At 41.0% G+C, this 26,200-nt stretch carries 25 protein-coding genes and 1 pseudogene; 18 read left to right on the plus strand and 8 right to left on the minus strand.

Features of this window, described 5'->3' with window-relative positions; translation table 11 throughout:
• The first annotated feature begins 126 nt into the window (after nt 1–126).
• Nucleotides 127–1,164, plus strand: a complete 1,038-nt coding sequence (locus JOC74_RS15270; protein ID WP_211086206.1) for an SEC-C metal-binding domain-containing protein — start codon at nt 127–129, stop codon at nt 1,162–1,164.
• A gap of 418 nt (nt 1,165–1,582) precedes the next feature.
• A pseudogene (locus tag JOC74_RS15275) lies at nt 1,583–2,014 on the plus strand (DUF4269 domain-containing protein); the annotation flags it as partial.
• 66 nt (nt 2,015–2,080) lie between these two features.
• On the opposite strand, the gene JOC74_RS15280 reads toward JOC74_RS15275, so the two are convergent.
• The 3 genes from JOC74_RS15280 to JOC74_RS15290 are packed head-to-tail and all read right to left on the minus strand — an operon-like array spanning nt 2,081 to nt 4,899.
• The gene (locus tag JOC74_RS15280; protein WP_053605506.1) at nt 2,081–3,379 is read right to left on the minus strand and encodes a TRAP transporter large permease; all 1,299 of its coding nucleotides are present in this window, start codon (nt 3,377–3,379) and stop codon (nt 2,081–2,083) included.
• 21 nt (nt 3,380–3,400) lie between these two features.
• On the minus strand, nt 3,401–3,901 hold the full coding sequence (locus JOC74_RS15285; RefSeq protein WP_053605507.1) for a TRAP transporter small permease: 501 nt from the start codon (nt 3,899–3,901) through the stop codon (nt 3,401–3,403).
• Nucleotides 3,901–4,899, minus strand: a complete 999-nt coding sequence (locus tag JOC74_RS15290; protein ID WP_053606203.1) for a TRAP transporter substrate-binding protein — start codon at nt 4,897–4,899, stop codon at nt 3,901–3,903. The genes JOC74_RS15285 and JOC74_RS15290 overlap by 1 nt, the downstream gene beginning before the upstream one ends.
• 274 nt (nt 4,900–5,173) lie before the next feature.
• Here JOC74_RS15290 and JOC74_RS15295 point away from each other — a divergent pair, with 274 nt between their 5' ends.
• Together JOC74_RS15295 and JOC74_RS15300 are read left to right on the plus strand one after the other, a co-directional pair.
• Nucleotides 5,174–5,578: a hypothetical protein gene (locus JOC74_RS15295; protein WP_053605508.1), complete on the plus strand. Its 405-nt coding sequence runs from the start codon at nt 5,174–5,176 to the stop codon at nt 5,576–5,578.
• 41 nt (nt 5,579–5,619) lie between these two features.
• The gene (locus tag JOC74_RS15300; RefSeq protein WP_053605509.1) at nt 5,620–6,402 is read left to right on the plus strand and encodes an alpha/beta hydrolase; all 783 of its coding nucleotides are present in this window, start codon (nt 5,620–5,622) and stop codon (nt 6,400–6,402) included.
• 59 nt (nt 6,403–6,461) lie between these two features.
• Here JOC74_RS15300 and JOC74_RS15305 read toward each other — a convergent pair whose 3' ends face one another.
• The 5 genes from JOC74_RS15305 to JOC74_RS15320 form a co-directional block, all read right to left on the minus strand.
• Complete coding sequence (locus JOC74_RS15305) at nt 6,462–7,292, minus strand: energy-coupling factor transporter transmembrane component T family protein (protein WP_053605510.1); 831 nt, start codon at nt 7,290–7,292, stop codon at nt 6,462–6,464.
• Nucleotides 7,261–8,988, minus strand: a complete 1,728-nt coding sequence (locus JOC74_RS15310; RefSeq protein ID WP_053605511.1) for an ABC transporter ATP-binding protein — start codon at nt 8,986–8,988, stop codon at nt 7,261–7,263. Before JOC74_RS15310 ends, JOC74_RS15305 begins: the two co-directional genes overlap by 32 nt.
• 20 nt (nt 8,989–9,008) lie before the next feature.
• Nucleotides 9,009–9,557, minus strand: coding sequence for an ECF-type riboflavin transporter substrate-binding protein (locus tag JOC74_RS15315; protein ID WP_053605512.1), 549 nt, complete (start codon nt 9,555–9,557; stop codon nt 9,009–9,011).
• A gap of 211 nt (nt 9,558–9,768) precedes the next feature.
• Nucleotides 9,769–9,921 (minus strand): hypothetical protein, encoded by a 153-nt coding sequence (locus JOC74_RS24170; protein WP_098945270.1) that lies wholly within the window; start codon nt 9,919–9,921, stop codon nt 9,769–9,771.
• Nucleotides 9,922–10,127: 206 nt separating this feature from the next.
• On the minus strand, nt 10,128–11,525 hold the full coding sequence (locus JOC74_RS15320) for a YfcC family protein (protein WP_053605513.1): 1,398 nt from the start codon (nt 11,523–11,525) through the stop codon (nt 10,128–10,130).
• A 269-nt stretch (nt 11,526–11,794) separates the two neighbouring features.
• Between JOC74_RS15320 and JOC74_RS15325 the strand changes: the two genes are divergently transcribed.
• The 14 genes from JOC74_RS15325 (at nt 11,795) to JOC74_RS15390 (ending at nt 26,196) form a co-directional block, all read left to right on the plus strand.
• Nucleotides 11,795–12,991 (plus strand): M20 family metallopeptidase, encoded by a 1,197-nt coding sequence (locus JOC74_RS15325; RefSeq protein ID WP_053606204.1) that lies wholly within the window; start codon nt 11,795–11,797, stop codon nt 12,989–12,991.
• A 64-nt stretch (nt 12,992–13,055) separates the two neighbouring features.
• Nucleotides 13,056–13,934 carry a PhzF family phenazine biosynthesis isomerase gene (locus JOC74_RS15330; RefSeq protein WP_211086207.1) on the plus strand — a complete coding sequence of 293 codons (879 nt, stop codon included), beginning with the start codon at nt 13,056–13,058 and terminating at the stop codon, nt 13,932–13,934.
• Nucleotides 13,935–13,950: 16 nt separating this feature from the next.
• Entirely contained in the window at nt 13,951–14,694 is a 744-nt protein-coding gene (locus JOC74_RS15335) for an AAA family ATPase (RefSeq protein WP_053605515.1), read from the plus strand.
• Nucleotides 14,695–15,162: 468 nt separating this feature from the next.
• Nucleotides 15,163–16,026, plus strand: coding sequence for a 23S ribosomal RNA methyltransferase Erm (gene erm / locus JOC74_RS15340; protein ID WP_211086208.1), 864 nt, complete (start codon nt 15,163–15,165; stop codon nt 16,024–16,026).
• 46 nt (nt 16,027–16,072) lie between these two features.
• On the plus strand, nt 16,073–16,726 hold the full coding sequence (locus JOC74_RS15345) for an alpha/beta family hydrolase (RefSeq protein ID WP_053605517.1): 654 nt from the start codon (nt 16,073–16,075) through the stop codon (nt 16,724–16,726).
• A 714-nt stretch (nt 16,727–17,440) separates the two neighbouring features.
• Complete coding sequence (locus JOC74_RS15350; RefSeq protein WP_053605518.1) at nt 17,441–18,043, plus strand: TerD family protein; 603 nt, start codon at nt 17,441–17,443, stop codon at nt 18,041–18,043.
• A 35-nt stretch (nt 18,044–18,078) separates the two neighbouring features.
• Nucleotides 18,079–18,660: a TerD family protein gene (locus tag JOC74_RS15355; protein WP_053605519.1), complete on the plus strand. Its 582-nt coding sequence runs from the start codon at nt 18,079–18,081 to the stop codon at nt 18,658–18,660.
• Between the two features lie 39 nt (nt 18,661–18,699).
• Nucleotides 18,700–19,278, plus strand: a complete 579-nt coding sequence (locus JOC74_RS15360; protein WP_053605520.1) for a TerD family protein — start codon at nt 18,700–18,702, stop codon at nt 19,276–19,278.
• 106 nt (nt 19,279–19,384) lie between these two features.
• Entirely contained in the window at nt 19,385–20,110 is a 726-nt protein-coding gene (locus tag JOC74_RS15365) for a MeeY/MeeF family manganese export membrane protein (protein WP_053606205.1), read from the plus strand.
• Nucleotides 20,111–20,194: 84 nt separating this feature from the next.
• On the plus strand, nt 20,195–21,385 hold the full coding sequence (locus tag JOC74_RS15370; protein WP_053605521.1) for an HpcH/HpaI aldolase/citrate lyase family protein: 1,191 nt from the start codon (nt 20,195–20,197) through the stop codon (nt 21,383–21,385).
• A complete protein-coding gene (locus JOC74_RS15375; RefSeq protein WP_225970295.1) occupies nt 21,324–22,679 on the plus strand; it encodes a phosphoribosyltransferase family protein in 1,356 nt (451 codons plus the stop codon). Before JOC74_RS15370 ends, JOC74_RS15375 begins: the two co-directional genes overlap by 62 nt.
• Entirely contained in the window at nt 22,672–23,772 is a 1,101-nt protein-coding gene (locus JOC74_RS15380) for a cysteine protease StiP family protein (RefSeq protein ID WP_053605522.1), read from the plus strand. Before JOC74_RS15375 ends, JOC74_RS15380 begins: the two co-directional genes overlap by 8 nt.
• Nucleotides 23,769–24,569: an HAD family hydrolase gene (locus tag JOC74_RS15385; protein ID WP_053605523.1), complete on the plus strand. Its 801-nt coding sequence runs from the start codon at nt 23,769–23,771 to the stop codon at nt 24,567–24,569. Before JOC74_RS15380 ends, JOC74_RS15385 begins: the two co-directional genes overlap by 4 nt.
• Nucleotides 24,570–24,588: 19 nt before the next feature.
• Nucleotides 24,589–26,196, plus strand: a complete 1,608-nt coding sequence (locus JOC74_RS15390) for a YceG family protein (protein WP_053605524.1) — start codon at nt 24,589–24,591, stop codon at nt 26,194–26,196.
• Nucleotides 26,197–26,200 lie beyond the last annotated feature (4 nt).

Raw genomic sequence — 26,200 nt, forward strand, 5'->3', positions numbered from 1 at the left:
TTGTACGTGACTTTATTAAATTTTTTAAGGATAGGTTTCTATTATTTCAGAATAGTAACTCTTCGTACGTAAGCTTTTGATTTTTGTTATACTTTTGGATAGAACGTTTGTTAAGAGGTGTTTAACTTGAAAGTAAAAAGAAATGCTCCCTGTCCATGCGGAAGTGGGAAAAAATATAAAAAATGCTGTGGGAATAAGGTACTGGAGTTTCCAGGTATAATCGCAGTAAAAGAAGCAAATGAGCTGCAGGATGAGCTTCATCGGTTTGCCCATGCAAATTATAAAAAAGAAATTACTCGTTTTTTTGAAGAAGATGGATTTAAAAATACGATTCCTTCAACTGATGAGAGAGAAGGCTATTATCACATACTGAGTATTTGGTATTTCTTTTTTGAGAATACAAAGCTGGGAAATACCATATTTGAAGAATTTTTGCAGAGGAAAGAATCGCAAATCACTCGCAAGCGTACATACGAGATTATGGAATCCTGGAGGTATATATCCCCCTCATTATTATTGGTAAAAGAGATCAACCAAACCGTTGTTTCGTTTGAAGATGTGATTCAAAAAGACGAGATAAGGATCGACCTGGCAGAATATTCGAACTCCGTTCCTGAAAAAGGGAGCCTGGTTGCCGGATGTCTTGTGCCAATGGGCAATCAATTCGATTTCTTTTTGCAATTCATTGAATTTCCAAAGGAAAAAACGGAGGAGTTAGTTAGTAAGGTATATTCAGATCTAAAGGCATATCTAGATAGTGAAGGACATGCGGACAAATATTTGAAAGAAAAGTTTAACAAGGTACTGAAAATCCTTTTTTCCAAGGAAGAGGAAACTCTTATGCCATTATCTATTGAATGGAGAAATGACAAGGAGTTTCAGACAGCTGAACTCATTAAGTCAAAATTAAAAGAAGACAATATTGCTAAACAGCTAATCCCAGAAGCATTGGCTCTTTGGGAAATGTATTGTCTCAACGCCATGCCGACTATACGCAAACCTGAATCATACGCAGCAGCATTGGAATATTTCCTTTACCTGTTGCCGAATAGTCCTGGGCCGGTCTCAAAAGCATTTATTGCAAAAAAATACGGTGTTTCGGCTCAAACAGTGACAAGGCGTCTGGGAGATTTAGAAGAGGTATTTGAAAAAGCAGTGATTTAAGGTGACTTTCAAACTGGATGATTCGGTTGAAGCAGGAAAAAGTCCTTTTAAAAGAACGATGAAGCTATAGAGCAGAAAGAATTATCCACTTACGGTGGTGTTCCGGTCGGGAAGGAGTCAGGATTGAAATTGGATAGATTCCATACCTGTAAAAAAGGAGTTATTATGTTCAGGAATGTTGAATATTTGAAATCCGGGAATGTAAAACAACGGAATGCTTATCAGGTGATTAAGAATTTAGGAATTATGAAGACTTTATCCCGCATTAACGGGCAGTAAGTCCCTCACCTCAAGGCTTTCAATCATCGAAGAAGTCTAGGTAGGGGATCAACTGCCCGTAAAAGCCCGATTGGTTCACCTAACAATCAGTGGGGATGTAAAAAACCCCACTGATTGAAGGTTCACTTTATCTGATTATCATCCGATATTGTGCGGTACATTGCCAATTGGAATTGATATTGAAGGTTCAGATTTAGATATTATTATGGAAGTGAATGATTTTAATCGATTTGAAAATAGAGTGATAACCTTATTCGGAGATAGAGAAAATTTTAAGCTTAAAAGGGTTGTAATTAGAAATATTCCCGTGATCAAAGCCAATTTTTTATTAGAAGGGTTTGAATTTGAGCTATTCGGCCAGCCGCAGCCTTCCAATCGTCAGTATGCTTATCTGCATATGATCATAGAAAACGCCATAATGGAAAAATGCCCGTCTATAAGAGAGAAAGTGATAAACCTTAAAAAACAGGGGTTTAAAACTGAGCCTGCTTTTTGTACAGTTTTAAGGTTAGATGGTGACCCATATGAAAAACTGATTGAATACGGAAAAGCAAACGGGATGATTGATTAAGACAAAGTAAAAAAGCTTGAGGAATGTAAACTCAAGCTTTTTTTACTTTCCATAAGGACACAATCCTTATCTCGATAAAATCAAATCAGGCAGCAGCATGCTAAGCTGTGGGAAGTATGTCACGATTAATAGAACAACAACGAGAGCCAAATAGTACGGCATCAGAGGTTTAATGACATCCTCCATTTCGACATTTGCGATGCTGCATCCAACAAACAGCGGTCCTCCCACAGGCGGTGTGATATTGCCGATGCAGAGGTTCAGGATTAAAATAATACCGAAATGAACGGGATCAATGCCAAATTCCGTTACAATCGGGAGAAAAATAGGAGTAAAAATCAGGACCGCGGGCGTGATGTCCAAAAATGTACCGATCAGTAAAAGGACGACATTCATAAGCAGCAAAATAATGATGGGATTATCAGAAATACTTAGCATAGCTTCCGTGAGAGCCTCAGGAATCCCGGTAAATGACATAACAAAAGATAGGCTGGCAGATGCTCCGATTAGCAGCATGATAATCGAAGTGAGTTCGACTGACTCTTTAACAATTGAAGGAATGTCTTTCAGCTTTAAGGTTTTATAAAACATCGAGAGTATGAAGGAGTATAGTACGGCGACAGCGGCTCCTTCTGTAGCTGTGAAAATACCTGCGATAATTCCGCCAATGACAATTACGATTAATAATAGGCTTGGAATCGCTTCAACAAATACTTTGAGTCCTTGCTTCACGGTTAGACCGCTTGAAACCGGATAGTTTTTCTTTTTCGCGATGATATAAGACACGATAATTGTCGCAAGACCCCAGAGGATTCCAGGCAGGTATCCGGCTAAAAACAGGGCAGCGATTGATGTTCCTCCGCTAACAAGGGAGTAAATGATCATCGTTCCGCTCGGCGGTATTAACAGCCCTGCAGAAGAGGATGCGATGTTGACAGCAGCCGAGTACTTTCGATCATAGCCTTCCTTCGATTGCATCGGTGTCATAATGCTTCCGATAGCTGCCGCTGAAGCAACGGATGAGCCGGAGATCGAACCGAACAAGATATTACCGATAACGTTCGTGTGATCGAGTGATCCCGGAAGTCGTCCGGTCAACACTTTGGAAAGATTGATGAGCCGAACGGCAATGCCGCCATTATTCATAATTAGCCCGGATAAAATAAAAAACGGGACAGCAAGCAAGGAAAAGCTATCAAGTCCTGAGATCATTTTCTGGGCGACAGTAAAGATCGACACATCAAACGGAAAAATAAACATCATTGTGACAATTGAAGCAAGCCCTATACTAATGGCGATAGGGACTCCGATCATAAGCAAAATTGTAAATGATAGGATTAAAATCAGCCCTGCGATGAAAGCCATGTATTCTTCTGCCCCTTTCGACTAATCTATCAGAATCTCGTGTTCTTTTTCTTCATCCGTTTCGTGATAGATTTCAATGAGATGAATCAAGCTGTAGCCCGTTATTACCAAGCCGGCTAATGGAAGCGCAAAATAAACAACGGACATCGATAATCCCAGAGCGGCTGAGGTTTGTTCGATGGTAAGTAAGACGGCTCGGATCCCGCCGCCGATCATGATGACAACAGAAAATAAGATAATAAAGCACTCAACGACCATTTTTACAGCTTTCTTGATAGCGTGGGGAAACTTTCTAACAATAAAAAGGATGGCAATATGTTTTTTCTGTCCAAAGGCATATGCCCCTCCCAATAAAGAAATCCAAATGAGCGAAAATCTCAATAATTCTTCAGAAAAAGGGCTTGGTGAAGCTAGAACGTATCTGGTAAAGACCTGCCAGAGTCCGACAAAGACCATAAATATAAGAAGCAGGATGCAAAAAGACATAATCATGCGATCCATTTGTGTTTTTAATGATCTCATCATTCATCTCCCAACTGCTGGATTTCTTTATAATGCATGCTTTCATCTTTTGCAAATTCTTGATGGAGTGGCATAACCGCCTGTCTAAAGGCTTCTTTATCGGGATTGTTAAATTGAACGCCCATTTTTTTTGCTGCTTCATGAGCCCGCTTGATTTCTTCCGCCCAAATTTTCCTATGATAGCGGCTTGATTCTTCCGCAGCCTCCGTAATTTGTTTTTTTGCTTCATTTGATAGGCTGTCCCATGTATTCGTGCTGATCAGCAAAACATCTGGAATAATGGTGTGCTCCGTATACGAATAATATTTCGCCACTTCTCCGTGCTTGCCGGCAGTTAAAGCTGTTTCGTTGTTCTCTGTCCCATCAATTACCCCTTGCTGCAATCCGGTATATACCTCTCCGTAATCCATAGGTGTAGGAGATCCTCCCATTAATTCGATCATACGAATTGAGGTTTTGCTGGGCTGTACTCTGAGCTTTAATCCTTTCAATTCTTCAGGCTTAGTAATTGGAGCACGTGTCGTATAGATATTCCTCGTGCCGGAGTCATAATTGGTAAGCCCGACAAATCCAATACTTCTCGTAGAGTGATAGATTTTCTTCATTACGTCACTGTCCATGGTTTTATAATAATGGTCTTCATTTTTAAAGAGATAGGGGAGACTGAAGATGGAATATTCTTTTTTGAAGTTTTCCAGTGCACTTGCATTCACTTTCGCAAAATCAATGGCCCCGGTTTGAGTAAGTTCAATGAGTTCCCGTTCTGTTCCAAGCTGGCCTGAAGGGTAAATTTCGATTTTAATTTTTCCATTACTTTTCTCTTTTACTTTTTCGGCAAAATACATTAGGGATTTATGGATTGGATGATCGAGGTTTTGATTATGGGCAAGCCTTAGAGTAGTGCTTTCATTGTTATTTCCTGCTGCGAGGCTTTGGCATCCAAAGAGTACACCAGCCAGCCCTATTACAAGAATTGTTTTAATGAACCGTTTTTTCATCGGCAGCTCTCCCTTCGTTAGCGGATATAGACATAATTCGCGCTCAAATCCCAAAATACCCTTTTTCGATTGTATTTGAAACCTTTTTGTCATAAAAATTACAAAAGCCATAAAGCGTTTCTTATGATTTTTTTCAGCATGTCTTTTAGTCTTTTTGGGCAGGATGATAATAGTTGAAGCGGTATTTGCAAAATTAATCATACTTGACAACTAGGTATACTTTGAAATAAAATGTTTCACAAATAGTACTCCAAAATCAAAGGAGGTTGCTAGAATGGAAAACGTCTTAGTCATTTCTGATCTTAGACCCAATTCATCGGAAGTCCGTCATTTTTCGCAGCCTTTATATTCAAAGCAAAATCATGTTAACATAGTATCAGTGTGGGACTTTCATCCGGATGTATTGTTTGGCAAGCAGCACAGCCACCCCAACATGCTGTCATTTAAAAGTTTGGTTCAAAAATCACAAACGATCTATCTTCTCACTACAACTGCCGCCATCTATCCTTTCAGTATGCTAACCTCCCTTCTGGAAAATTTGGATAAGAAGTCTTTATCATATAAAGAAATCCAATTTATTAATGTAAGCCAGCAGGATGAACAGAGAATTCATGAATGCAAACAGCTGCTTTCAATCTTACAAGAACTTGGTGCTCCTGATGAGCTGTCGGCTATGTGAAACTGGATGATGAAATAATATAACTAGCAAGGGTGACAATAATGGAAGAATATCAAGTGATACCAAATGCAGAGGAATTTTTTTTAAAAGGAAATGATACGGGTATTCTTCTCTCCCATGGATTTTTAGGAACGCCGCAAAGCTTGCGATTTTTAGGCGAAGCTCTGAACCGAGAAGGATTTACTGTATATGCAACCCGTTTAAAAGGGCACGGGACAAACTGTCTTGATTTGCGGAATGCCAGCCACAATGATTGGCTGAAAGACTTGAAAAGAGGTTTTTCCTACTTGAAAGATAAGGAAAACTGCAAGCGTGTATTTGTGCTTGGACAGTCTATGGGGGGAACTTTGGCTTTGCGGCTCGCTTTGGAGGAGCCGGACGTCTCAGGGTTGATTTTATTGAATACTGCAATAGATATTCCTGATATGGCTAATCTCAAGGAACAGGATAAAACGATCATGGTGAAAGAAAAGGATCCAGATATAAAAAATAAAGCGGCAATGGAAATCACTTACGAAGAAACGCCTACCCATGCGTATCATCAGCTTTTAGAAGTCATGGAGCTTGTACGGAATAAAGTCAACCAAATCACATGTCCGGTTCTTTGCTTTCAATCGACTGTAGACAACGTTGTTCCGCCTGAAAATACAGATTTTCTTCTAGGTGAAATTCGCTCGGTGATTAAAAAGAAAATAAAGTTGTATGATTCCTATCATGTCGCTTCTTTAGATAACGATAAGGAAATCATTGCAGCAGAATCTGGGGATTTTATCGAAGAAATCGTATCGGAGAAAGATTTTGATTCATATATTCATGAGGCATAGTAATATGTTGTAACAATGCAAAACACTCAGAAGCGTTTTTCTGAGTGTTTTTTTAACCTCTAAGACAAAAAAGGATGCCAAAAGCCGTTCATCATAGATAGTTTTAAAAAAATGGCGGTGCCCAGCAATAAAATCGTAAAGATAAAAAAGAGGTAGTCAGCTGCTTTTAGCGGAGTGCTAAAAAACCATGTTCGTTTTTTGCTTCTGCCAAATCCACGTAAATCCATCGCATTTGATACTGTGTCGATTCGTTTTAACGATGAGGATACTAAGGATAAACTTACTTTCGTATAGTTTTCAGCAATTTGCTTGAGACTCGCCTCTCCTTTTTTGAACGCAGCTCCTTTTGCCTCCTGTGCTTGTTTTATCATATTAAATTCATTTTTAATTTCGGGAATATAACGAAGCGCGATATTCACCGAATAGGCGATTTTGTAAGGTACGCCTATGTTATTCAGGCTGCTTGCAAACTGGCTCGGATGGGTTGTGTAAATAAACATAATCGTTACTGGCAAAAGCGTCATATATTTTAATGAAAGAGTCAGCAGGTAAAACAATGTCTCCAACGTAATGGTCCAATAGCTGAATGAAACGAGGGTGTGTGTTGAGCCAGCCAGTTCATTTCCGTAGGCAGGCGTAATCAATAGAATTATAAAGGAGTTCAAAAAATTAAATCCAATCACAAATAGTACGAGCCTCTTTATTTTGGTTAAAGGGATTTTTGCTATCACAAATACGGCAATTCCAACAAAAAGCATCACGGAAAACACCCTTATGTCAAGAAACAGGAACGCGATTGCCGACCACACAAGGAAAAAGATCAGTTTTACAGCGCTGTTCATACGATGGAAAAATGTGTCACGATTGATATAAAAGGTACCGGTATTCATTTTGCGGTTCCTTTCTTTTAGATTGAAGATATTTTTTGATAAACGAGTCAGCGGGAATCGAAGCGGATTCGGCCAAGTGATATAACGAGCTTTTTGTTAGATTTGCCTGATGAAACAAGTCGGGCATCGAAAAAAGCTTGGCTGTTTCCTCCACAGCGAGTATGGAACCGTTATGAAAAAGAGCGGCTCGGTCTGAATATTCCAAGGCAAGCTGGATATCATGCGTGATCAAAACGATTGTCATGCCTTTCTGTCTAAGAAGATGAATAAAATCCATAAATTCCCGATAATGAGAAAAGTCCTGGCCTGCTGTCGGTTCATCCAAAATTAAAATGTCAGGTTTTAAAACCAATATTGAAGCGATTGCTGCCCTTTTTTTCTGGCCGTAGCTTAGTGAGTCAATCGGCCAATTGCGAAGTCCATAAAGACCGCTGATCTTGAGGGCAATGCTGGCTGCTTCTGCAACTTGATCCTCCGGCAGGCCCGATTGCCGCAATTTGCAAGATACCTCATCGATAAGTATCTTTTCAGTTATCATATGATTTGCATTTTGAAGTACGTATCCAATATGTCTTCCTCTTTTAGCAATGGATAAGTGGTTGATGCACTCGCCGTTAAGCAAAATGCTTCCGTTTTGCGGACGCAAATATCCGCATATCACATGAGATAACGTCGACTTTCCAGCCCCGTTGTTGCCCATTAAAGCAAGAATTTCTTTTTTATAAACAGTTAAAAAAATGTTAGAAAGAGCCTGTCTTTCATGGTTGTAAGTAAAGGATACATCTTTTACTTGAAGGATAGCCTCTTTATTCGATTTTTCTATGATAGAAGAAGTTTGTTCGGACAGCCAGCTTAACAGATGCGCATGTAATAAAGCTGGATCTAGTTGTTCTAACGGGTACAGCTTCGTATTATCGTCTATTTTGTAAGACGTCTCTTTTAAAGCTTCTAAATATAATGGCTCACGAAGCCCCGCTTTAGGCAGCAAGCCTTTTTTTAGAGCCTCCTCGGGACTTCCTGAAAATAATACTTTTCCTTCAGAAAGGAGAATGAGTTTATCAATCCCGAGCTTTAATATGTCCTCCATTCTGTGCTCAACGATAACGATGGTTTTCTTTGTCTGTTTGTGAATGTCGTTGATTAACTGAACCGCTTTTTCGCAGCTTAAAGGATCCAGATTTGCAAGAGGCTCGTCAAATAAAAGAATGGGGGTATCGGTTGCGAGAATGCCGGCAAGTGAAACTCGCTGTTTTTGTCCTCCGGATAATTCGTGAGGGCTTCGATCGATGAAGGATTCCATTTCCACTTGAAGAAGAGCTTCTTGGACTTGCTTTTTCATTTCTGGTACAGGGGTGGCCTTGTTTTCAGCTGCAAATGCTACGTCTTCACCAACCGTGAGTCCGACAAACTGGGCATTTTGGTCCTGTAAAATGGTTCCGATGGAGCTGCTCATATCAAAAATGCCGGCTCTTGGATCTTTTCCATGAACGAATAATGTTCCCGTGCTCGTCCCCTCGTATGAAAAAGGTATCAGCCCATTGAGGCAATGAGCTAATGTAGATTTGCCTGAGCCGCTCCTGCCGGCAATCAAAACCTTTTCTCCCGGGAAAATTTGAAGAGATATATTTTTTAGCGTTGGTTCGGCTAGATTTTTGTATTGAAACGTAAACTCTTTGATCGAAATCATAGGCAGCATTTTCGAAAGCGGTCTCCTTACTATTGTTCGACTTTTAAATTTGTGCTTCGTTTGTTTACTTTTGCAATTGCTATCAAGGCTGGGAGGGCAATAACGAATAAGACTAACAGGTTGGCAAGAATTGCCCCTCCAACTTGAATAAAGATTTTATCTGCTGGTTCGCCCATGATGAAAATATCAAATAACCCGGCAAAAATAAGTCCTAATAGTATTCCTGTTACACTTGTAGCGATTAAGAGACCGAAATGCGGTTTGGTGAATTTCCCCTCTTTTATGCTAAAGCTTTTTTTGTAGATAATAAATCCAGAAAATAAGCCTGTTATTCCCGAGCTAATGACCCAGCCCCACCAGATTCCAAAGCCTGCAATTGCATCAGTCAGCGTGTGGCCGATTAAACCCACAAGAAGCCCGGTAACCGGTCCAAAAAGTGCTCCGAAAATTACCAATAAAGCGATCGCAGGCTTAATGTACGTGTTTGGAGCAATCGAAAACCCCCAAAGACCTAAAATTCCGTAAAGAGCAGCACCGATACCAATGGCAACAACTGTACGAGTCGTAAACTGGCCCAATGCAAGACCTCCTCATTTTTGTTTTGAAAACAGATAGAATATACGAGACTTAATATCATTCTGAAAGTCGTATCGTGTATTCAAGCTATATGTTCATATGATGGATTTAGAACTGTATTTGATCTAAATTTGATGTTCAATTTATTAGAAATGACAAAAAAAGCTGGCAGCAAATCCGCAAGGACCGCTGCCAGCTTACTTTAATCTAGAGTTAATGTTTTTTATCATCATCTATAAAACCCGATTGTTCTTTATTTTTTCTTTTTATTCTCCTGACAAAGATAATCAGGATGATGAGTGCCAAAAGGACCGTGGTTTGAAGAATTCCGCCTGTGAATAAAAAGAAATCTCGAAGGAAATCCACTTGAGTATCACCTCTTGTATTATGGCTTTGGCGTTACTATTAAACTTCCCTTCTATCCATCTTTTAAACCTCATCGATGTTCTAGAAAAAGAAAAAGCCATCCCAAACCGGGATGGCATAAGTAGGGGGTCAATCAATCGCGAACACTTGTTCCTTTTTAGTATACCTTACTTTTCAAAGCATTGTCAATTTAGATTTTGCTAATCTTATTGGATACCAATCAGCACTGCAACGATGATCGCGGCTGCAGAGATGATAAGCCAGCCTAAAATCAGCTTCCATACAAATTTGATCCATCGTTCATAAGGAATTCCAGCCATCGCCAGGGTCGCCATCAATACACCTGAGGTCGGAATAATAGAATCAGTAATGCCGCTTCCGTACTGATAAGCAAACACGGCTATTTGGCGATTAAATCCTAATAAATCGGCAAGTGGAGCCATCAGAGGCATTGTAGTAGCAGCCTGTCCGCTCCCAGATGGAATAAATGTATTAATAATAACCTGTGTGATGTACATTCCTAGAACGTTCACTGTGTTTGGAAGCGTGCTGATAGCCCCGGCCATGCTATTAATAAACGTATCTATGATTTGTCCGTGCTCCATCACTACGACGATGGAACGTGCAAATCCAACGATGAGTGCGCCGTAAACGACTTCTTTCATTCCATCAATGAAGGAGTCAAACATTCCATTCACACCGAGGCCTCCGGCAAGACCGGCTGCAAATCCCATAATAATAAATGAAGCTGATAATTCGGTGAGAAACCATTTCCACTGAAAGACTCCAAAAATATTTAATGCAAAACCGGCTGTAACGATCAACAAAACAAGCCCATGGCGAAAAGTGAAAGAAGATTCCTCTTTTTCTATAGAGGATTTGTTGGCAGCTGCATTCGCTGCTTCAATGTCAGAAATAACACTATTAGCCGGATTAGCTTTCACCTTTGCTGCATACCTCATCAAATACCATATAGCAAATCCAAGAAGGATAAAGTAAATGATAAAACGATAACCGATTGCGCTAAAAAGCGGAACCTCGGCAATCGACTGAGCAATACCAACGGAGAAAGGATTCAGCATCCCTCCGGTAAAGCCGATAGCAGCTCCTAAACTGATCATTGCCGCACCTGTCATTGCGTCATATCCGAGCGCGCGGGCAATAGCAACACCGATCGGTATGAAAATGATGGTTTCTTCAGACATTCCAATGGTGGCGCCGCCGACTGAAAATGCAATCATAACAATAGGAATCAAAAGAGCGCCTCTATTTTTCAACCGATTAACCAGTAAATGAACGGATGCTTCAATCGTTCCTGTTTTGTTTATGATGCCAAATGCACCGCCAACGAGAAAAATATAGAAGATAATGTCTGCAGATTGTACCATGCCCTCTGGAATGGATTGAAACAGATTGAAAAATGGAACGGGCTCTGCATCTATTTCTTTGTAGCTGCCTTGGACGATAACTGTGCGGTCACCCTGTTCTACCCGGTCGAATTGGCCGGATGGCACAAAGTAAGTGGCCAAAGCCGCAAGAATGGTAATACCAAAAATAAGTGCATACGTATGTGGAAATTTGAGAATGAATTTCTTGGTGTTCAAAACATGTTCTCCTTTGCTGTATCTAGATAAAAATAAATAATTATAAGTTTACTTGTATAAAGATATAGGAATTTTTATGAATGTCAAGTCTGAAAAACAAGATAATCATAAGGTTAATATGAAAGTAAACGATATCAAATGCTTGAAATAAATATTCGTTAAATGTGTATAATTATTCATTATTTTTCTTTTTTTATAGTTGAATAGAGCATAGAAATGATACAATAGATTGGAAAATGATTTAGAAGGATGATCGGAAAATGGACCAAATGAAAAATAATATTCATCAAGAAATAGAAAAAATAAGAACCGAATTATATGGAATCAGCCAGTACATAGGAGAAAATCCTGAACTCGGCCATGAAGAGTTTAAAGCGTCAAAGAAATTGTCAGAGGAACTTAAGAAACATGGCTTTGCTGTTGAAATGGGAACTGCTGGATTGGCGACTGCCTTTACGGGAGTATATGACAGCGGAAAACCTGGTCCTTCCATTGGCTTTATGGCAGAATATGATGCTCTTCCTGAAATCGGCCATGCTTGTGGACACAACCTGATTGGGACGATGTCTGTAGCAGCTGCAATCGGACTAAGTAAAGTCATCAGCGAGATCGGCGGCACACTTTACGTCTATGGAACTCCAGCAGAAGAAACGACAGGTGGAAAAGTGACGATGGCAGATCTTGGCTTGTTTAACCATTTGGATGCAGCGATGATGGTTCATCCGTACTGCCGTCACGAAAAAAGCGGGACGTCGCTCGCCATGGACGCGATTCAATTTGATTTTTACGGAAAAGCTGCTCATGCAGCAGGAAGCCCGCATGAAGGGATTAATGCTTTGGACGCTGTTATCCAAACGTTTAACGGAATCAATGCGCTTAGACAGCATATTCTTCCTACTGCGCGGATACACGGGGTGATTCCTCATGGAGGTTCTGCGGCAAATGTCGTCCCGGATTATGCGCAGGCTCAATTTTACGTGCGCGCAACCGAACGAGCTTATTTGAACGAGCTTTTGGAAAAAGTGAAAAACTGTGCCAAAGCAGCGGCGCTTGCCACGGGTGCAAAATTGGAAACATCCTTTTACGAGCTGTCTTACGATGATCTAAAAACGAATGAAGCCTTATCGGAAGCTTTTACTGCAAATATGATCGAATTAGGCGTCGATCCTCAGGAAATTCATGAGAAATCAGACGGCGGCGGTTCCGTAGACATGGGAAATGTCAGCCAGTTTGCTCCTTCAATCCACCCTTATATTCAAATCTGCCATGAGCCTTACGCGTGCCATACGGTTGAATTCCGCGAAGCAGCGATGAGCGATATGGGCTTTGGAGGCTTAATGCTTGCGGCAAAATGCATGGCCTATACTGCATATGATTTATTGACAAATCAGGAATTGTTGGGAAAAGTGAAGGAAGAGTTTGCTTTGCTGCAAGGAAAACAGTCAGCAGCTGAAGGCAATAATTAACGAGCCATAACAACCTTCTGATCAGAAGGTTGTTTGTGTCTAGCCAACTTTAGGAGGAAAATTCATGAAACCAGTAACAGTCTACCACTACGATGCGTTCAGCCGTCAGCCGAATATGGGGAATCCTGCAGGGGTTGTTCTTTCAGAAGGCTTGAGCGAAGAAGAGATGCAGTTGATTGCTAAAAAAGTAGGCTTTAACGAAACTGCCTTTCCAATGCAGTCAGAGAAAGCTGATGTAAGAATCCGTTACTTTACCCCGGGGCACGAGATCAATCTATGCGGGCATGCCACGATGGCGTCCATTTACGCATTAAAGACGAGAAATTTGTTGGCTGATAAAAATGAATTTACGATCGAAACAAAAGCAGGGATTTTGCCTGTGAAAATAGAAGCAGGCCATGAAGATGATTTTGCGATTACGATGCAGCAGGCGGAACCTGAGTTCAAGCCTTTTAAGGGATCGAAGAAAGCTTTGGCTGTTGCTATTGGTTTGCATGAAGATGACCTTCATCCGGAGCTCCCTATCGTATACGGTAGCACAGGCGCATGGACCTTGCTTGTTCCAGTCATGAATTTATCTGCTTTTGAACGAATGGTTCCGAACAATAATGTATTTCCTGGAGTATTAACGGAAATGCCAAAGGCGTCGATACATCCATTTTGCTTAGAAACATACGATCCACTGGCTGATATGCATGCGAGACACTTTTCGTCGCCATTTTCCGGAACGATTGAGGATCCTGTCACTGGAACAGCTTCAGGGGTAATGGGCGCGTACTATGCCAGCCATATCAAAGAAAACCCTTCTCTTGAACTGCTCATTGAACAAGGACATGAGTTGAATCGAGATGGAAGAGTTGCAGTATTCGTGTCAAAAAATGACTCGTCCTGGAAAATTGAGATTAGAGGACAAGCGTGTTTTGTGAAGGAAATGATGGTATAAGAAAGGGGATCGCAAAATGAAGGGGAATTATCTGAAATCGATCGAACTAGTAAAGGAAAAGGTTCTGTCATTTGACGAATTTCCCTTTTGCCTCCCGATTATTAAAGACATGGGAAAGTTAGAATTTCGCAGTCAAGTGACGTATATCGTCGGTGAAAACGGAATGGGAAAATCAAACTTCTTAGAAGCGCTTGCTATGAACTTGGGATTCAATCCTGAGGGAGGCTCGTTTAATTTTAATTTCTCTACCTTTGATTCCCATTCGAAGCTTGGGGACTATATTCGGCTCGCGAAAGGTGCAAGAAGGCCGAAGGATGGTTTTTTTCTCCGAGCTGAAACTTTCTACAACCTTGCTTCAAATATTGAGGAACTCGACAGGGAACCAGGTAGTCCTCGTGTGATCGATTCCTATGGAGGAGTTTCCCTGCATGAACAATCCCATGGTGAATCGTTTTTTTCGTTGTTTATGCACAGGTTCGGAGGCAATGGCCTTTATATTCTAGATGAGCCGGAAGCTGCACTTTCTCCGCTTCGGCAGATTTCCATGCTCTCAAAAATTCATGAACTTGCCGGACAAAATTCTCAGTTCATCATTGCAACCCACTCCCCAATTATTATGGCTTATCCTGATTCTCAAATTCTCGAGCTCACCGAAGAGGGGGTTAACGAAACCTCACTGGAAGAGACAAATCACTATCGCATGATGAAGCAATTTTTCCTTGATAAAGACCGTCTGCTTCATCATTTATTTGAAAAATAAGGAAAACCTCCTATTGCAGGGACATAACGGACTATGCTAAACTTTCCGTAATTATAATGATCGGAGGGTTGCTTAAAATGTGTGGAATCTTCAGAATCCGTTTTTCAATTTGTTCCGCTAACTGAATAGTGAACAAAGACTCTGCCTGTGTGCAGGGGTAACGGGATTCGTCTGCCCATTTTAAGAAACTCATATAAGCTGCTAATGAGAGGGTAGGGACAAATCTGCCCTCTTTTTGTTATGCTTAAAAACTCAAACTTGTAGAAAAATCCAATGAAGAGAGCACGTCGTTATGTGCTTTCTTTATGCCGTTTGCTTTCTTTTTTCGTTATGAAAAATCATCCTTTCTTGTGGGAATTCGCCAAGAAGGAATGGTTTTGTTTGGCAAACATTCATACGTTTACTCCTCACACAGGCAGATCAGCCTGTGTTTTTTTTGTATAAAAAATCCTAGGAGGAGAACAAGTGATGAGAAAGCAAAATAAAAGGCATCGTAAAATTCGCAAATGTATTGAGGGACCTAATTTTTCCGGACAGCACTTGCTTCATAACAAAAAAATTGTTGAAGATGTGATCAATAGAGCGCAGATCACTAAAAAGGATACAGTAATGGAAATCGGCGCGGGGAAGGGCGCATTTACGCTCCCTCTCGCGGAAAAAGCAGGAAAGGTTTTGGCGGTTGAAAATGATAAGGAATTTGTAGAAATTCTTAAACAGAAAACAGAACCCTCTTCGAATGTGAAAATTATCGCGGAAGATTTTCTGAAATGCTACCTTCCGAAAGAACCCTTTTCGGTTGTGGCTTCTATTCCTTATGCGATTACAACACCGATTATGGAGAAGCTTCTTCATCATCCGGGAAAATCTTTTAAAAAACCCACCATTGTCATGGAAAAAGGGGCGGCCATGCGATTTACAGCTACCCCAATTACGAATCCAAAGATATTAAAATGGAGAATGTGGTTTGATCTAAAGGTTGAACGATTCATTTCCCGAACCAATTTTTCGCCGCCTCCGAAGGTTGATTCTGCCGTTTTATGCTTGCGGAAAAAGACACAGCCATCCGTTCCCCAAAAGCATCATCAGCGGTTTCAAAGATTGGCCGATTATGCATTGCAGCACCCTAAGCTTCCTTTTCATGAAGCGTTAAAAAGTGTATTTACATCAAAACAGATAAAGCATATTACCAGGGATGCCGGGATCGAACGATTTCAGCCAATTAGCAGCTTGGATGAATACCAATGGGGAACTGTGTTCTACGCAATGATTGATCATGTGGAGCCGGTAAAGTGGCCAAAGAAAAGAAAAACAGGGAGAAGAGGACGCGGGTAAGAAACTATATAATAATGAAAAGAAACAGACAGGATGGAGTGATGAGTTGGAAATACTGGACAAAACGGTTAACGGTTATAATGGGCTGCCTGTTCAAATTGCTCATTTCAAACAAAGAGCGGCAGATACTCTGGCAATTTTGCTCCCTGGACTGGGATACACCAATCAGGCGCCGCTTTTGTACTATTCCTTACGTGTATTCCTTAATCGCGGTTATGATGTTCTTCAAATAAACTACAACTATCAGTCTAATAGCTACAAAGCATTGTCAAATGAAGAATTTGATTCGTCTTTAAAATTTGACGTCAAAGCTACGGTAGACGAAGTGCTGGAGAGCAATGTCTACCAAAGCTTTTATCTTACAGGGAAATCGCTGGGGACGATTGGATTAGCTTCGGAATTAGCGCACAGGGAGCAATTTCAATCGGCAAAAGCAATTTGGCTTACTCCTTTAATTACTAGGGAAGAAGTGTTTCAAGCTATGGCACACGGCAAAAATAAGGGCATGCAGTTTATCGGAGACCACGACCCTTACTATGTAAAGGAGCGATTTCATAAGATCTTAGAAAATAAGAATATATCATCAAAGCTTATTGAAGGGGCGGATCATAGTTTAGAGGATGCTGGCAATCTACAGCGGTCCATGCGGCTATTAAATGAAATAATTAAGGATATAGAAGGCTTCTTAGACCTTCAATAATGGTTCTCCGTAGTTGGGGAACCTTTTTTATGTGGGCATCGATGTGAGTAGGCGAATAAATTCGCATGTGGGCACAAAAAAAAACGAATGTGGTCGCAATAATTTTGGATGAAGGCACAATAAAGCGAAAACTGGTCGCAATCTTATCCGAAATGGGAAGAAAAACTCGGAATGCATGTCATTAAGCCGCAGAACTACTTCCAGCGGCTGCTTTTCATATGTAGCACCGATGAGAAGCGGAAGCGCCGCAGGTGAGGCGAATAAATTCGCATGTGGGCACAAAAAAAACGAATGTGGTCGCAATAATTTTGGATGAGGGCACAATAAAACGAAAACTGGTCGTAATCATTCACGGAATGGAGAGAATACCCGTCCGTGATAAGGGGGGAGCAGAACTATTTTGCCGTTGTGGTTTTTTCATATTTTTTCTCTTTTAAAAAGTAAGGAAAAAGTAACAAAAAAATATGTAATGTCAAAATCTTCTGTGAGATAATGGGCTTAATGCATGGTTTTTGGTGAACCATGTCGGGAACAAAAGAAAAATGAAGCAGCAATGGCAGATAATAAAAGAAAAAGCAGAACAAATGAAACCTTTTGCTAAACATGTACGTACGTAAGGAGAAGATCTTTTTAATCACCGGGCAGGACCATATTGATTAATGTTTGCTGTCGAATCATGTATAATTAAATAGATTGAAATGGAGTGAATACATAATGGCAATTTCATTAGAAAAAGGACAAAGAATCGATCTGACAAAAGGCAACGCTGGGTTAACGAAGCTTTTGGTTGGACTTGGATGGGATCCTGTATCTAAAAAGGGAGGCGGCTTCCTCGGCGGTTTGTTTGGCGGAGGCGGCAGCAATATCGATTGTGATTCCTCTGTTTTACTGCTTGAAAATGATAGATTTACAGATAAAAAGAATTGTATTTTCTTCGGCAATTTAAAAAGCAGTGATGGAAGTGTTGTTCATACTGGCGATAATTTAACAGGTGAAGGCGCCGGAGATGACGAGCAGGTTATGATTGATCTTAAAAACGTACCGCAGGCAATTAATAAACTGGTATTTGTCGTAAATATTTATGATTGTGTATCTCGTAAACAGGATTTTGGAATGATCGAAAATGCATTTATCCGAGTTGTTGACCAATCTAACAACAACGAGCTGGTGAGATATAACTTAAAAGACGATTATAAAGGAAAAACGAGCCTGATCGTCGGTGAAATCTATCGAAACGGAGCGGAATGGAAATTTTCCGCGGTAGGCAATGGAACAAACGATACAAGTATTACAGAAGTTGTTAAACGTTATCAATAAGCAATTAAAGACCACAAAGAAAGGGAGTATGAAAAATGGCAATTTCACTTTCAAAAGGACAAAAAGTTGATTTAACGAAAACAAATCCAGGGCTAAATAAAGTAATTGTTGGACTCGGCTGGGATACAAACAAATATGATGGCGGCAATGATTTTGATTTGGATTCGAGCGTGTTTTTATTAGATTCAACAGGAAGATGCGCTTCTTCAGCTGATTTTGTATTTTACAATCAAACCGAAGGAGCAGGCGGCGCAGTTGTTCATACAGGTGACAACCGTACCGGCGAGGGATCAGGCGATGACGAGCAAGTGAAAATCAGCCTGAACGATGTACCTGCAAACATAAGCAAAATTTCATTTGTCATTACGATTCATGAAGGGGAAGCACGCAATCAGAATTTTGGTCAAGTGTCAAACGCTTATGTGCGTGTCGTAAATGAAGACGGCAATGAAGAGCTGATTCGCTACGATCTTTCTGAAGATTTTTCGATTGAAACGGCGTTGATTACCGGAGAGCTTTATCGCCACGGAACAGAATGGAAATTTTCTGCTGTAGGCTCCGGATATCAAGGCGGACTTGCAAGAATTGCAACAGACTATGGTTTGGAAATTGGCTAAGTAACGAACGAAGCATCTATTAGCGGGAGGCGAATATTTATGGCCATTCAACTTTCCAAAGGACAAAGAATTGATTTAACGAAATCTAACCCAGACCTTACACGTGCGATTATCGGTCTGGGTTGGGATACGAACAAATACTCAGGCGGAGAGGCATTTGATTTAGATGCCTCTGCGTTTTTGACCGGCTCTGACGGAAGATGTACAGAGGATCTTGATTTTGTTTTTTACAACAATCTCGAACACCCGAGTAAATCGGTGATTCACAGTGGTGACAACCGGACGGGCGAAGGCGCCGGCGATGATGAGCAGCTGATCGTCGATTTTAGCAAAATTCCTTCGACTATCGATAAAATCGCGATTACGGTTACGATTCATGATGCGGAACGAAGAAACCAAAATTTTGGACAAGTTTCAAATGCTTTTGTACGTCTTGAAAGTGCCGATACTAATGAAGAATTGCTTCGGTTTGATCTTGGTGAAGACTTTTCCATCGAAACGGCAGTCGTATTTTGTGAATTGTACCGCCATGGCCAGGATTGGAAATTTTCCGCTGTAGGGAGCGGCTTTTCCGGCGGCTTATCTGCATTGTGCAAAAATTTTGGCCTCGAGGTATAAACCCAGCAACCATTAATTAGCAGACATAGCTTTATAAGGAGGAAAAAGTGTGGAAGAGTTTTTTTCATCATTACTTTCAACGTATGCCTCGTTTTTTGACTGGCAAATGTGGTGGGAAGAGGTTATTACAGATCCTGTTGCATGGGGATTGATAGGAACCTTGGTAATAATGGAAGGGTTGCTTTCAGCAGATAACGCCCTCGTGCTCGCAGTCATGGTTAAGCACCTTCCTGAGAAACAGCGGAAAAAAGCGTTAACTTACGGTTTGTTAGGAGCATATATTTTCCGTTTTCTTTTCATAGGTATCGGTGTGTATTTAGTAAATTTCTGGTGGATCAAGCTGTTGGGCGCCGGATATCTTGCCTGGCTCGTCATTAAGCATTTCTGGTTAGGGGAAAAAGACGACGAGGCAAAGGGAATGAAAAAAGACAGCTGGCTTGTTCGCGTATTTGGCGTGTTTTGGGCGACGGTCATTGCAGTCGAAATTATGGATATTGCCTTTTCGATCGACAGTATACTCGCGGCTTTTGCCATTTCCAATAAGGTGTGGGTACTCCTTTTAGGCGGTATGATTGGTATTCTAATGATGCGTACGGTTGCAAAATTATTTTTGGTGCTTATCGACAAAATTCCTGAGCTTGAAGGAACAGCATTTATTCTTATTGGTCTTATTGCGATTAAAATGGCTTTAACAATTGTTCATGTTGAAATCCCGCACGAGATTTTCTTTCTTATTATTATTTCAGCATTTGTCGTTACTTTTATTATTCACAATATCAATAAAAAAAAGCATCAGGGGGAAGAACAAGCTGCGGCATCAAGAGAAGAATAGGAAGTGCTTTTCACAGAATGAAAGAAAATACGTCTCGTTCTCTTAGGGGAGCGAGCGTTTTTCTACTAAAAGGGGGTGGACTCGGTGCAATACTTTCGTTTTTTAAATGATTATCAAAAGGATTCGATCTTTTATAAAAAACCGGCATCTGTTTCTAAAGATTCGGATAAAAGGAAATTGGAGTACGCGTTAGGGGCGACGCTTTATATGCCCGCCACTCGAAAAGACGTAGCAGACATGATCATTCAAAGAAAGTACAAAGAAATGTGCAGCATGGTATTATGCTTAGAAGATTCCATAGGTGACTCTTTCGTTGAAGAAGCGCAAAAACAGATTGTCATAGAAATGAAAAAAATCACCCTCGCGTTGAATGCTGGCCGGATCTCTTCGGATGAACTGCCGCTGATTTTTATCCGTGTCCGAAACTCTGAGCAATTGACTGTTCTCGGTAATGAGCTTGGCCAAGACTTACATTTGATCACCGGCTTCGTTTACCCGAAATTTTCTTCAAAAAATGCTAAGGCTTACCTGTCTGGGCAAAACGCACTGGCACAAGCACATGGTATTGCGCTGTATGGTATGCCCATTTTGGAGTCAGAGGAAATCATCAACAAATTAACGAGAAGCGAAGAGCTGTTTAAGATGAATGAGATTATGGACAGCTATAAAGAGTCAATTCTGAATATTCGAATTGGCGCTACAGACCTCTGTGGACTCTTCGGCATAAGAAGAAGTCCGTCTATGACCATCTATGATATCAAAGTAATCTCGGATTTAATCATTGATATTGTCAATTTCTTCGGTAGAACTTTCTGTATTTCAGGTGCCGTATGGGAATACTTCGAAAATCCTTCAAAAATAGTAAAACCACAGCTTAGACCGTCTCCCTTCGACCATTCTCTAGGAGAAATAGGATTAAGAGTTCGCACCAGCAGGTATGATGATGGATTGATAAAAGAAACCATTTTGGATCTAGCGAATGGAATCCATGGAAAAACAGTCATTCATCCGACTCATCTGAAAATTGTTCAAAGCTTGCTTACTGTCTCAAAAGAGGATTATTTGGATGCAAAATCGATTGTTGAACACGCGAATGGCACGTCAAGCGGAGGAGCGATCAAAAGCTCATTTGCCAATAAAATGAACGAAATTAAACCGCATTTGAAATGGGCGCAAACGATTCTTATCAAGTCGGACATATACGGGGTGTATCATGAAAATCGCAGCTACATCGACATGCTTACAGAGCAAACACATGCTACAAATCTTGGATAATATAAAATTAGAGCTGGTCATCTCGGATAATCCCCATTCTATACCAATGGATAAGCTGTTTCTTACAGCTGCAAGAGTGAATAAGAACAGAGGCTTTTTATTTGTCAGCACAGTGCTCGGGAAGCATATGCCGGTACATCCATTGAAGCCGCTAATCTTGTCTGGACTATTGGCTATGGAATATTTCGAAAAAACAAAAGCTCGCATTCCTGATAAGAAAAAAACGATCGCAGAGAAATTTTTGCAAAATGATCATGCGATTTTGGAAGAGGGCTATTCTTTGCTGAAAAATAAGAAGCTGCCATTTCCTGAACAGCCGATTGTAATTGGTTTTGCGGAAACAGCTACTGCACTTGCCCACGGAGTTTTTGATTGTATGGAAGGGGCTTCATTCATCCATACAACGCGGGAACGAATGGAGAAGGAGCCTGTACTTGCCTTTGAAGAAGAGCATTCCCACGCTGTCAGCCATCAGTGCTTTGCCAGCGGCTCCTTCTTTTCGAATGATCGTCCGGTCGTGCTGGTTGATGACGAAATAACGACGGGCAAAACGGCGATTAATATTATTAGGGATATTCAAAAAAAGTTTCCGAGAAAAGAATATGCCATTCTCAGCATCTTGGATTGGCGTTCCGATGAGCATAAAGCTGCATTTAGAAGACTGGAGGAAGAGCTTGATATCAATGTCACAACCGTGTCTCTTCTTTCTGGAAACATCAAAGCAATCGGAGCTCCGCTTGAAAAATCATCATATAACTTTCATCCGAACGAAAGACAAAATGAGATTAAGATGATCAAGCATGATGCTGGAGATCAATTTACGTTTTTCTCCTCATCGTATATTAAAGAAACCGGAAGATTCGGCTTGGTTGATGAGGAGACATCTAAGATTGATCAAGCTTGCTTGTCGACTGCAAAGCATCTTCGCGCACATAGAACAGGGGCGCGGACGCTTTGCATAGGTACGGGTGAATTTATGTACATACCAATGAGAATTGCTGCTGGAATGGGGGGAGGAGTGCTCTATCAATCCTCTACCAGAAGTCCGGTTCACCCGAACGATAGAGAAGGATATGCGATAACAAGTGGGTACACCTTTAAAAATCCCGAGGATCAGGAAATTCAGCACTTTTTATACAATATCCCTTATGATGCATACGATGAAATTTTTTATTTCCTAGAAAAAGACGCAACGGATGCCGCCTTGGAACCATTGCTCAATATTTGCAGCGACCGTGGTATTAAGGTGCTGCACGTCGTTACCTTTTTCGGAAGGGGAGATGCAGATGTCTAATTTAACGGTGAAATTCGGGAGCTATGCTGAGGAAGATGTCATTTTTCTTTTAAAGGATTTATCTGGTATTCAAATAGAAAAAAGCACCCAAGAACGGGAACAATCGATTCAAAAAGGAGTCCATTACTCTGAGATGCTCCCGGTTGAATACGAGCCAACGAAAGAATATTTGGAGTTATTTTACTCTTCCCTAGAAACAAGCAAACGAAAAATTGCTGAAGCAGCAGGGATTGTCGCCGAGCTTCTAATGAAAAAACGAGGGAAGCGAACTGTGCTTTGCAGCTTGGCGCGCGGAGGAACCCCGATTGGCGTTTTGATTAAACGGTACATTAAGCTTGTCTATAACGAAAGCTTGCCCCATTACAGCATTAGCATTATTCGCGGTCGCGGAATTGACGAACAGGCGTTGACCTTTATTAGGGAAAAGCATCCTGAGCATTCGATTTCCTTTATTGATGGCTGGACCGGCAAAGGGGCGATCACGCAAGAGCTGCGTCAATCGATAGAGTCGTATAACGAAAAACATGGTACAGATCTTTCTGCCGAGCTTGCTGTTTTGGCAGATCCCGGACACTGCTCTGCCCTGTTTGGAACAAGAGAAGACTATTTAATTCCTAGTGCCTTGTTGAACTCAACCGTATCCGGGCTAGTCAGCAGGACTGTCCTGAATGCAAAATGGATTGGGGATGGAGACTTTCATGGTGCGAAATATTACAGCGAACTAACGGATGAGGACGTATCAAACGTATACGTTAATACAATTTCCGCTGAGTTTCCAGCTATTATCGAATCGGCGAAACAAAAAGCATCAAACTCTTTCAATGAGGTAAATTGGAACGGACTGAATTCCGTAAAGAATATCCAAAGGGATTTCGGAGTGGAAAATATAAATTTTGTAAAACCAGGTGTTGGGGAAACAACGAGAGTTCTTCTGAGAAGAGTTCCTTGGAAAATCCTGATTCAGCCCGGTTCCGAGGAAGAAATTAAGCATATTCTTCTTTTGGCAAATGACAAGGGAGTGCCGGTTGAGGAATATACGGATATGACTTATAAGTGCTGTGGTTTAATCCGCCCATTGGAGGACAAGGCATGAAAGCATTTGCTACCGATTTAGATCGTACTCTCATATACAGCAAGCGGATGCTCGAGACGTACCCGCCAGAAGACGCCTATGAGCTCGTTGAAATGTTTGAAGGAAAAGAGCGTTCCTACATGTCCGTTCAAGCGAAAAAGCATCTTCTGAAGATTCAGCAAGAGATGCATTTTATTCCGGTAACGACACGTACTACGGAGCAATATAATCGGATTTTTCTGTTTCAAAATGATATAAAGCCAAAATTTGCAGTGACAACCAACGGCGCGTGTATCTTAAAAAACGGAGTACCATTGCCAGAATGGACAGATCTCATGGAAAAAGAGATCGGCATGTGTCAATCGATTGATGACATGATTCAAGAAATTCAGTCGTTGGATTTGATTCCGCATATTAAACAGATAAAAACCGCACAGCATTTTTTTATCTATTTAATTATAAAGGATGACAAAATCCCTTTTATTAGGCTGAAGGAAGTCATTCAATGGGCGGAACAAAGGGATTGGCGGGCTTCTTTACAAGGAAGAAAGCTGTATTTTATCCCTAAAGCGTTGAATAAATGGAGAGCAGTCAGCTATCTGAAGGAACTACTCAGTCTAGAAAAGATTTTCTCGGCGGGTGACTCTCTGTTGGATTATGAGCTGATTCAAGAAGCCGATTGTGGAATCGCACCCGCCCATGGAGAGGTACTTGCCAGTTATCCGATGCTAGCCGCAACAGCATCGGAAGGAATGAGGGCATCAGATGAAATTTTGGAAATGATTATTAGCAGCTTCACACCTATTTTGGAAGTTTAGTAAAAAGGAGGGGGACATCATGATCACAGGCATCCATATCCATAACGCAGCTCCGCAAAATGAGGAATGGAAGCAGCTTCTCATACAAACGTTGCCGGAACGATCCCCCTTTGAAAATGGAGACACACTTGCTTTTAGCCGGCTGTCCGGCAGGATTATGGGGACGCCATCCGATGAAACGGATTATTACATTTACTTGTACGAGCTTAGTCAGATGGAGAATATGCATATTCTGAGTGAAACCTTGGATAAGACGATCGCTTCCGATAAGTTTCAGGCGGTACAAAACATTCATATGTTGAATCAAAAAGAGAACGGGTTATCTGTGAACCGCTTAGTTGCTTTTTTAGATCGTGATCAGTTAATTGCCGGGCATAGCAATCCTGCCATGCATCGCCATATCAGGCAGTCCTTGATGAAGGTTCTTCAGACGTTTATCACCTCTCATGCCCAAGGAACAAATGACCCCGACTTCAGAAGGCTTTTACTTGATATCGTCAAGTGGTCGTTGAATCATTTGCATCCTTGGATGGAACAAGCAGATATATCGAGGCAAATGCCGCGCGTCATTTGGTATGGAAACGGGACAAAAAGCAACATTTATTTTTTGTATTATCTCATGCTGATCGGGTGCGATGTTTTGCTTTTTCATCCGGAAGGAAAAGATTTAATGAAGGAAATTGATCCTGAAAATGAGCATTCTTTCGTGTATACGTATCCTGCAGTTTCCTCTTTAGAGCCGTTTCCAAATGAGAAGCCGGAGCGTAAATCAACTGTAGCCTACAGATCAACAAAGGAATTGGATACCATTTTGCATCATGAAGGATCGCAATTATATAAACCGTGGCAATTCAGAGGGCATGAACCTGTAGCGATTACGTTAAAAACAACATATGATGAGTTATTTTTACTAGCGAAAGAAAAGGCTTTTATTCGCCCTAATTTTCTTGTGGATCGCAAACGAGTTGAAATCCCGAACCTTTTTGCAAAGGTCAACGGAATCTCCGCCAATAAAAAGGAATATTGGGACAGGCTGCATACACTTGTTGATTATGAAGAATCACACGTGGTCCGCAAATTTCCTTTTACAAACGAAGTCACCGCGAATTATCAGTTTCATTATAGCCATTGCTTAACTAAGGAAGGGGATATCGATCCGGAAAAACTGGTTATGAGCAACGTATGGCAGTATAAGCATCTTCCGGAAGAGGTGCAGGCTAGTATGGCTCAAAGGATTTCCAGCATGGTCCGGAATCCAAAATTTCTTACTCAAGGCACTGAGACACTTGAACAGGTTCAGCTTTATTTATTTACCCAAGCTGTTCATCTTCAGCCGGAGCTCCTCAGGCTGATTCAAACGTTTGACTATTCACAAACGATTCCAAAGCTGATTTTATATCATACGGAAATGAATGGGGAATTAACCAGGTCAGATGCCGCAGCGATTTATTTTCTAAATGAACTGGGAATCGACATAATACTTTATAATCCGCCTGGACACAGAGATATCGAGCTTTTTATCGAAGAAAACCAATTTGATGTCCATTGGCTTGAGAACATGGTCTTTCAACAAGAGTTTATTGAACCGTCCCCTCTTCGAAGGTTTTTCAATCGTTTCACTAAATAATAAG

The organism is Bacillus capparidis, from assembly GCF_017832095.1.
In the GTDB taxonomy this organism is placed as follows: Bacteria; Bacillota; Bacilli; order Bacillales; family Bacillaceae; genus Bacillus; species Bacillus gobiensis.

Coding starts and splice junctions, on each gene's coding strand:
- JOC74_RS15290 (WP_053606203.1), bottom strand. CDS start 4,899: ATGAAAAAACGGTTCATTAAAACAATTCTTGTAATAGGGCTGGCTGGT.
- JOC74_RS15355 (WP_053605519.1), top strand. CDS start 18,079: ATGGCAATTTCACTTTCAAAAGGACAAAAAGTTGATTTAACGAAAACA.
- JOC74_RS15325 (WP_053606204.1), top strand. CDS start 11,795: ATGAAAAATAATATTCATCAAGAAATAGAAAAAATAAGAACCGAATTA.
- JOC74_RS15335 (WP_053605515.1), top strand. CDS start 13,951: ATGAAGGGGAATTATCTGAAATCGATCGAACTAGTAAAGGAAAAGGTT.
- JOC74_RS15380 (WP_053605522.1), top strand. CDS start 22,672: ATGTCTAATTTAACGGTGAAATTCGGGAGCTATGCTGAGGAAGATGTC.
- JOC74_RS15285 (WP_053605507.1), bottom strand. CDS start 3,901: ATGAGATCATTAAAAACACAAATGGATCGCATGATTATGTCTTTTTGC.
- JOC74_RS15390 (WP_053605524.1), top strand. CDS start 24,589: ATGATCACAGGCATCCATATCCATAACGCAGCTCCGCAAAATGAGGAA.
- erm (WP_211086208.1), top strand. CDS start 15,163: ATGAGAAAGCAAAATAAAAGGCATCGTAAAATTCGCAAATGTATTGAG.
- JOC74_RS15330 (WP_211086207.1), top strand. CDS start 13,056: ATGAAACCAGTAACAGTCTACCACTACGATGCGTTCAGCCGTCAGCCG.
- JOC74_RS15365 (WP_053606205.1), top strand. CDS start 19,385: ATGTGGTGGGAAGAGGTTATTACAGATCCTGTTGCATGGGGATTGATA.
- JOC74_RS15310 (WP_053605511.1), bottom strand. CDS start 8,988: ATGCTGCCTATGATTTCGATCAAAGAGTTTACGTTTCAATACAAAAAT.
- JOC74_RS15300 (WP_053605509.1), top strand. CDS start 5,620: ATGGAAGAATATCAAGTGATACCAAATGCAGAGGAATTTTTTTTAAAA.
- JOC74_RS15295 (WP_053605508.1), top strand. CDS start 5,174: ATGGAAAACGTCTTAGTCATTTCTGATCTTAGACCCAATTCATCGGAA.
- JOC74_RS15360 (WP_053605520.1), top strand. CDS start 18,700: ATGGCCATTCAACTTTCCAAAGGACAAAGAATTGATTTAACGAAATCT.
- JOC74_RS15350 (WP_053605518.1), top strand. CDS start 17,441: ATGGCAATTTCATTAGAAAAAGGACAAAGAATCGATCTGACAAAAGGC.
- JOC74_RS15305 (WP_053605510.1), bottom strand. CDS start 7,292: ATGAATACCGGTACCTTTTATATCAATCGTGACACATTTTTCCATCGT.
- JOC74_RS15385 (WP_053605523.1), top strand. CDS start 23,769: ATGAAAGCATTTGCTACCGATTTAGATCGTACTCTCATATACAGCAAG.
- JOC74_RS15375 (WP_225970295.1), top strand. CDS start 21,324: ATGAAAATCGCAGCTACATCGACATGCTTACAGAGCAAACACATGCTA.
- JOC74_RS15280 (WP_053605506.1), bottom strand. CDS start 3,379: ATGGCTTTCATCGCAGGGCTGATTTTAATCCTATCATTTACAATTTTG.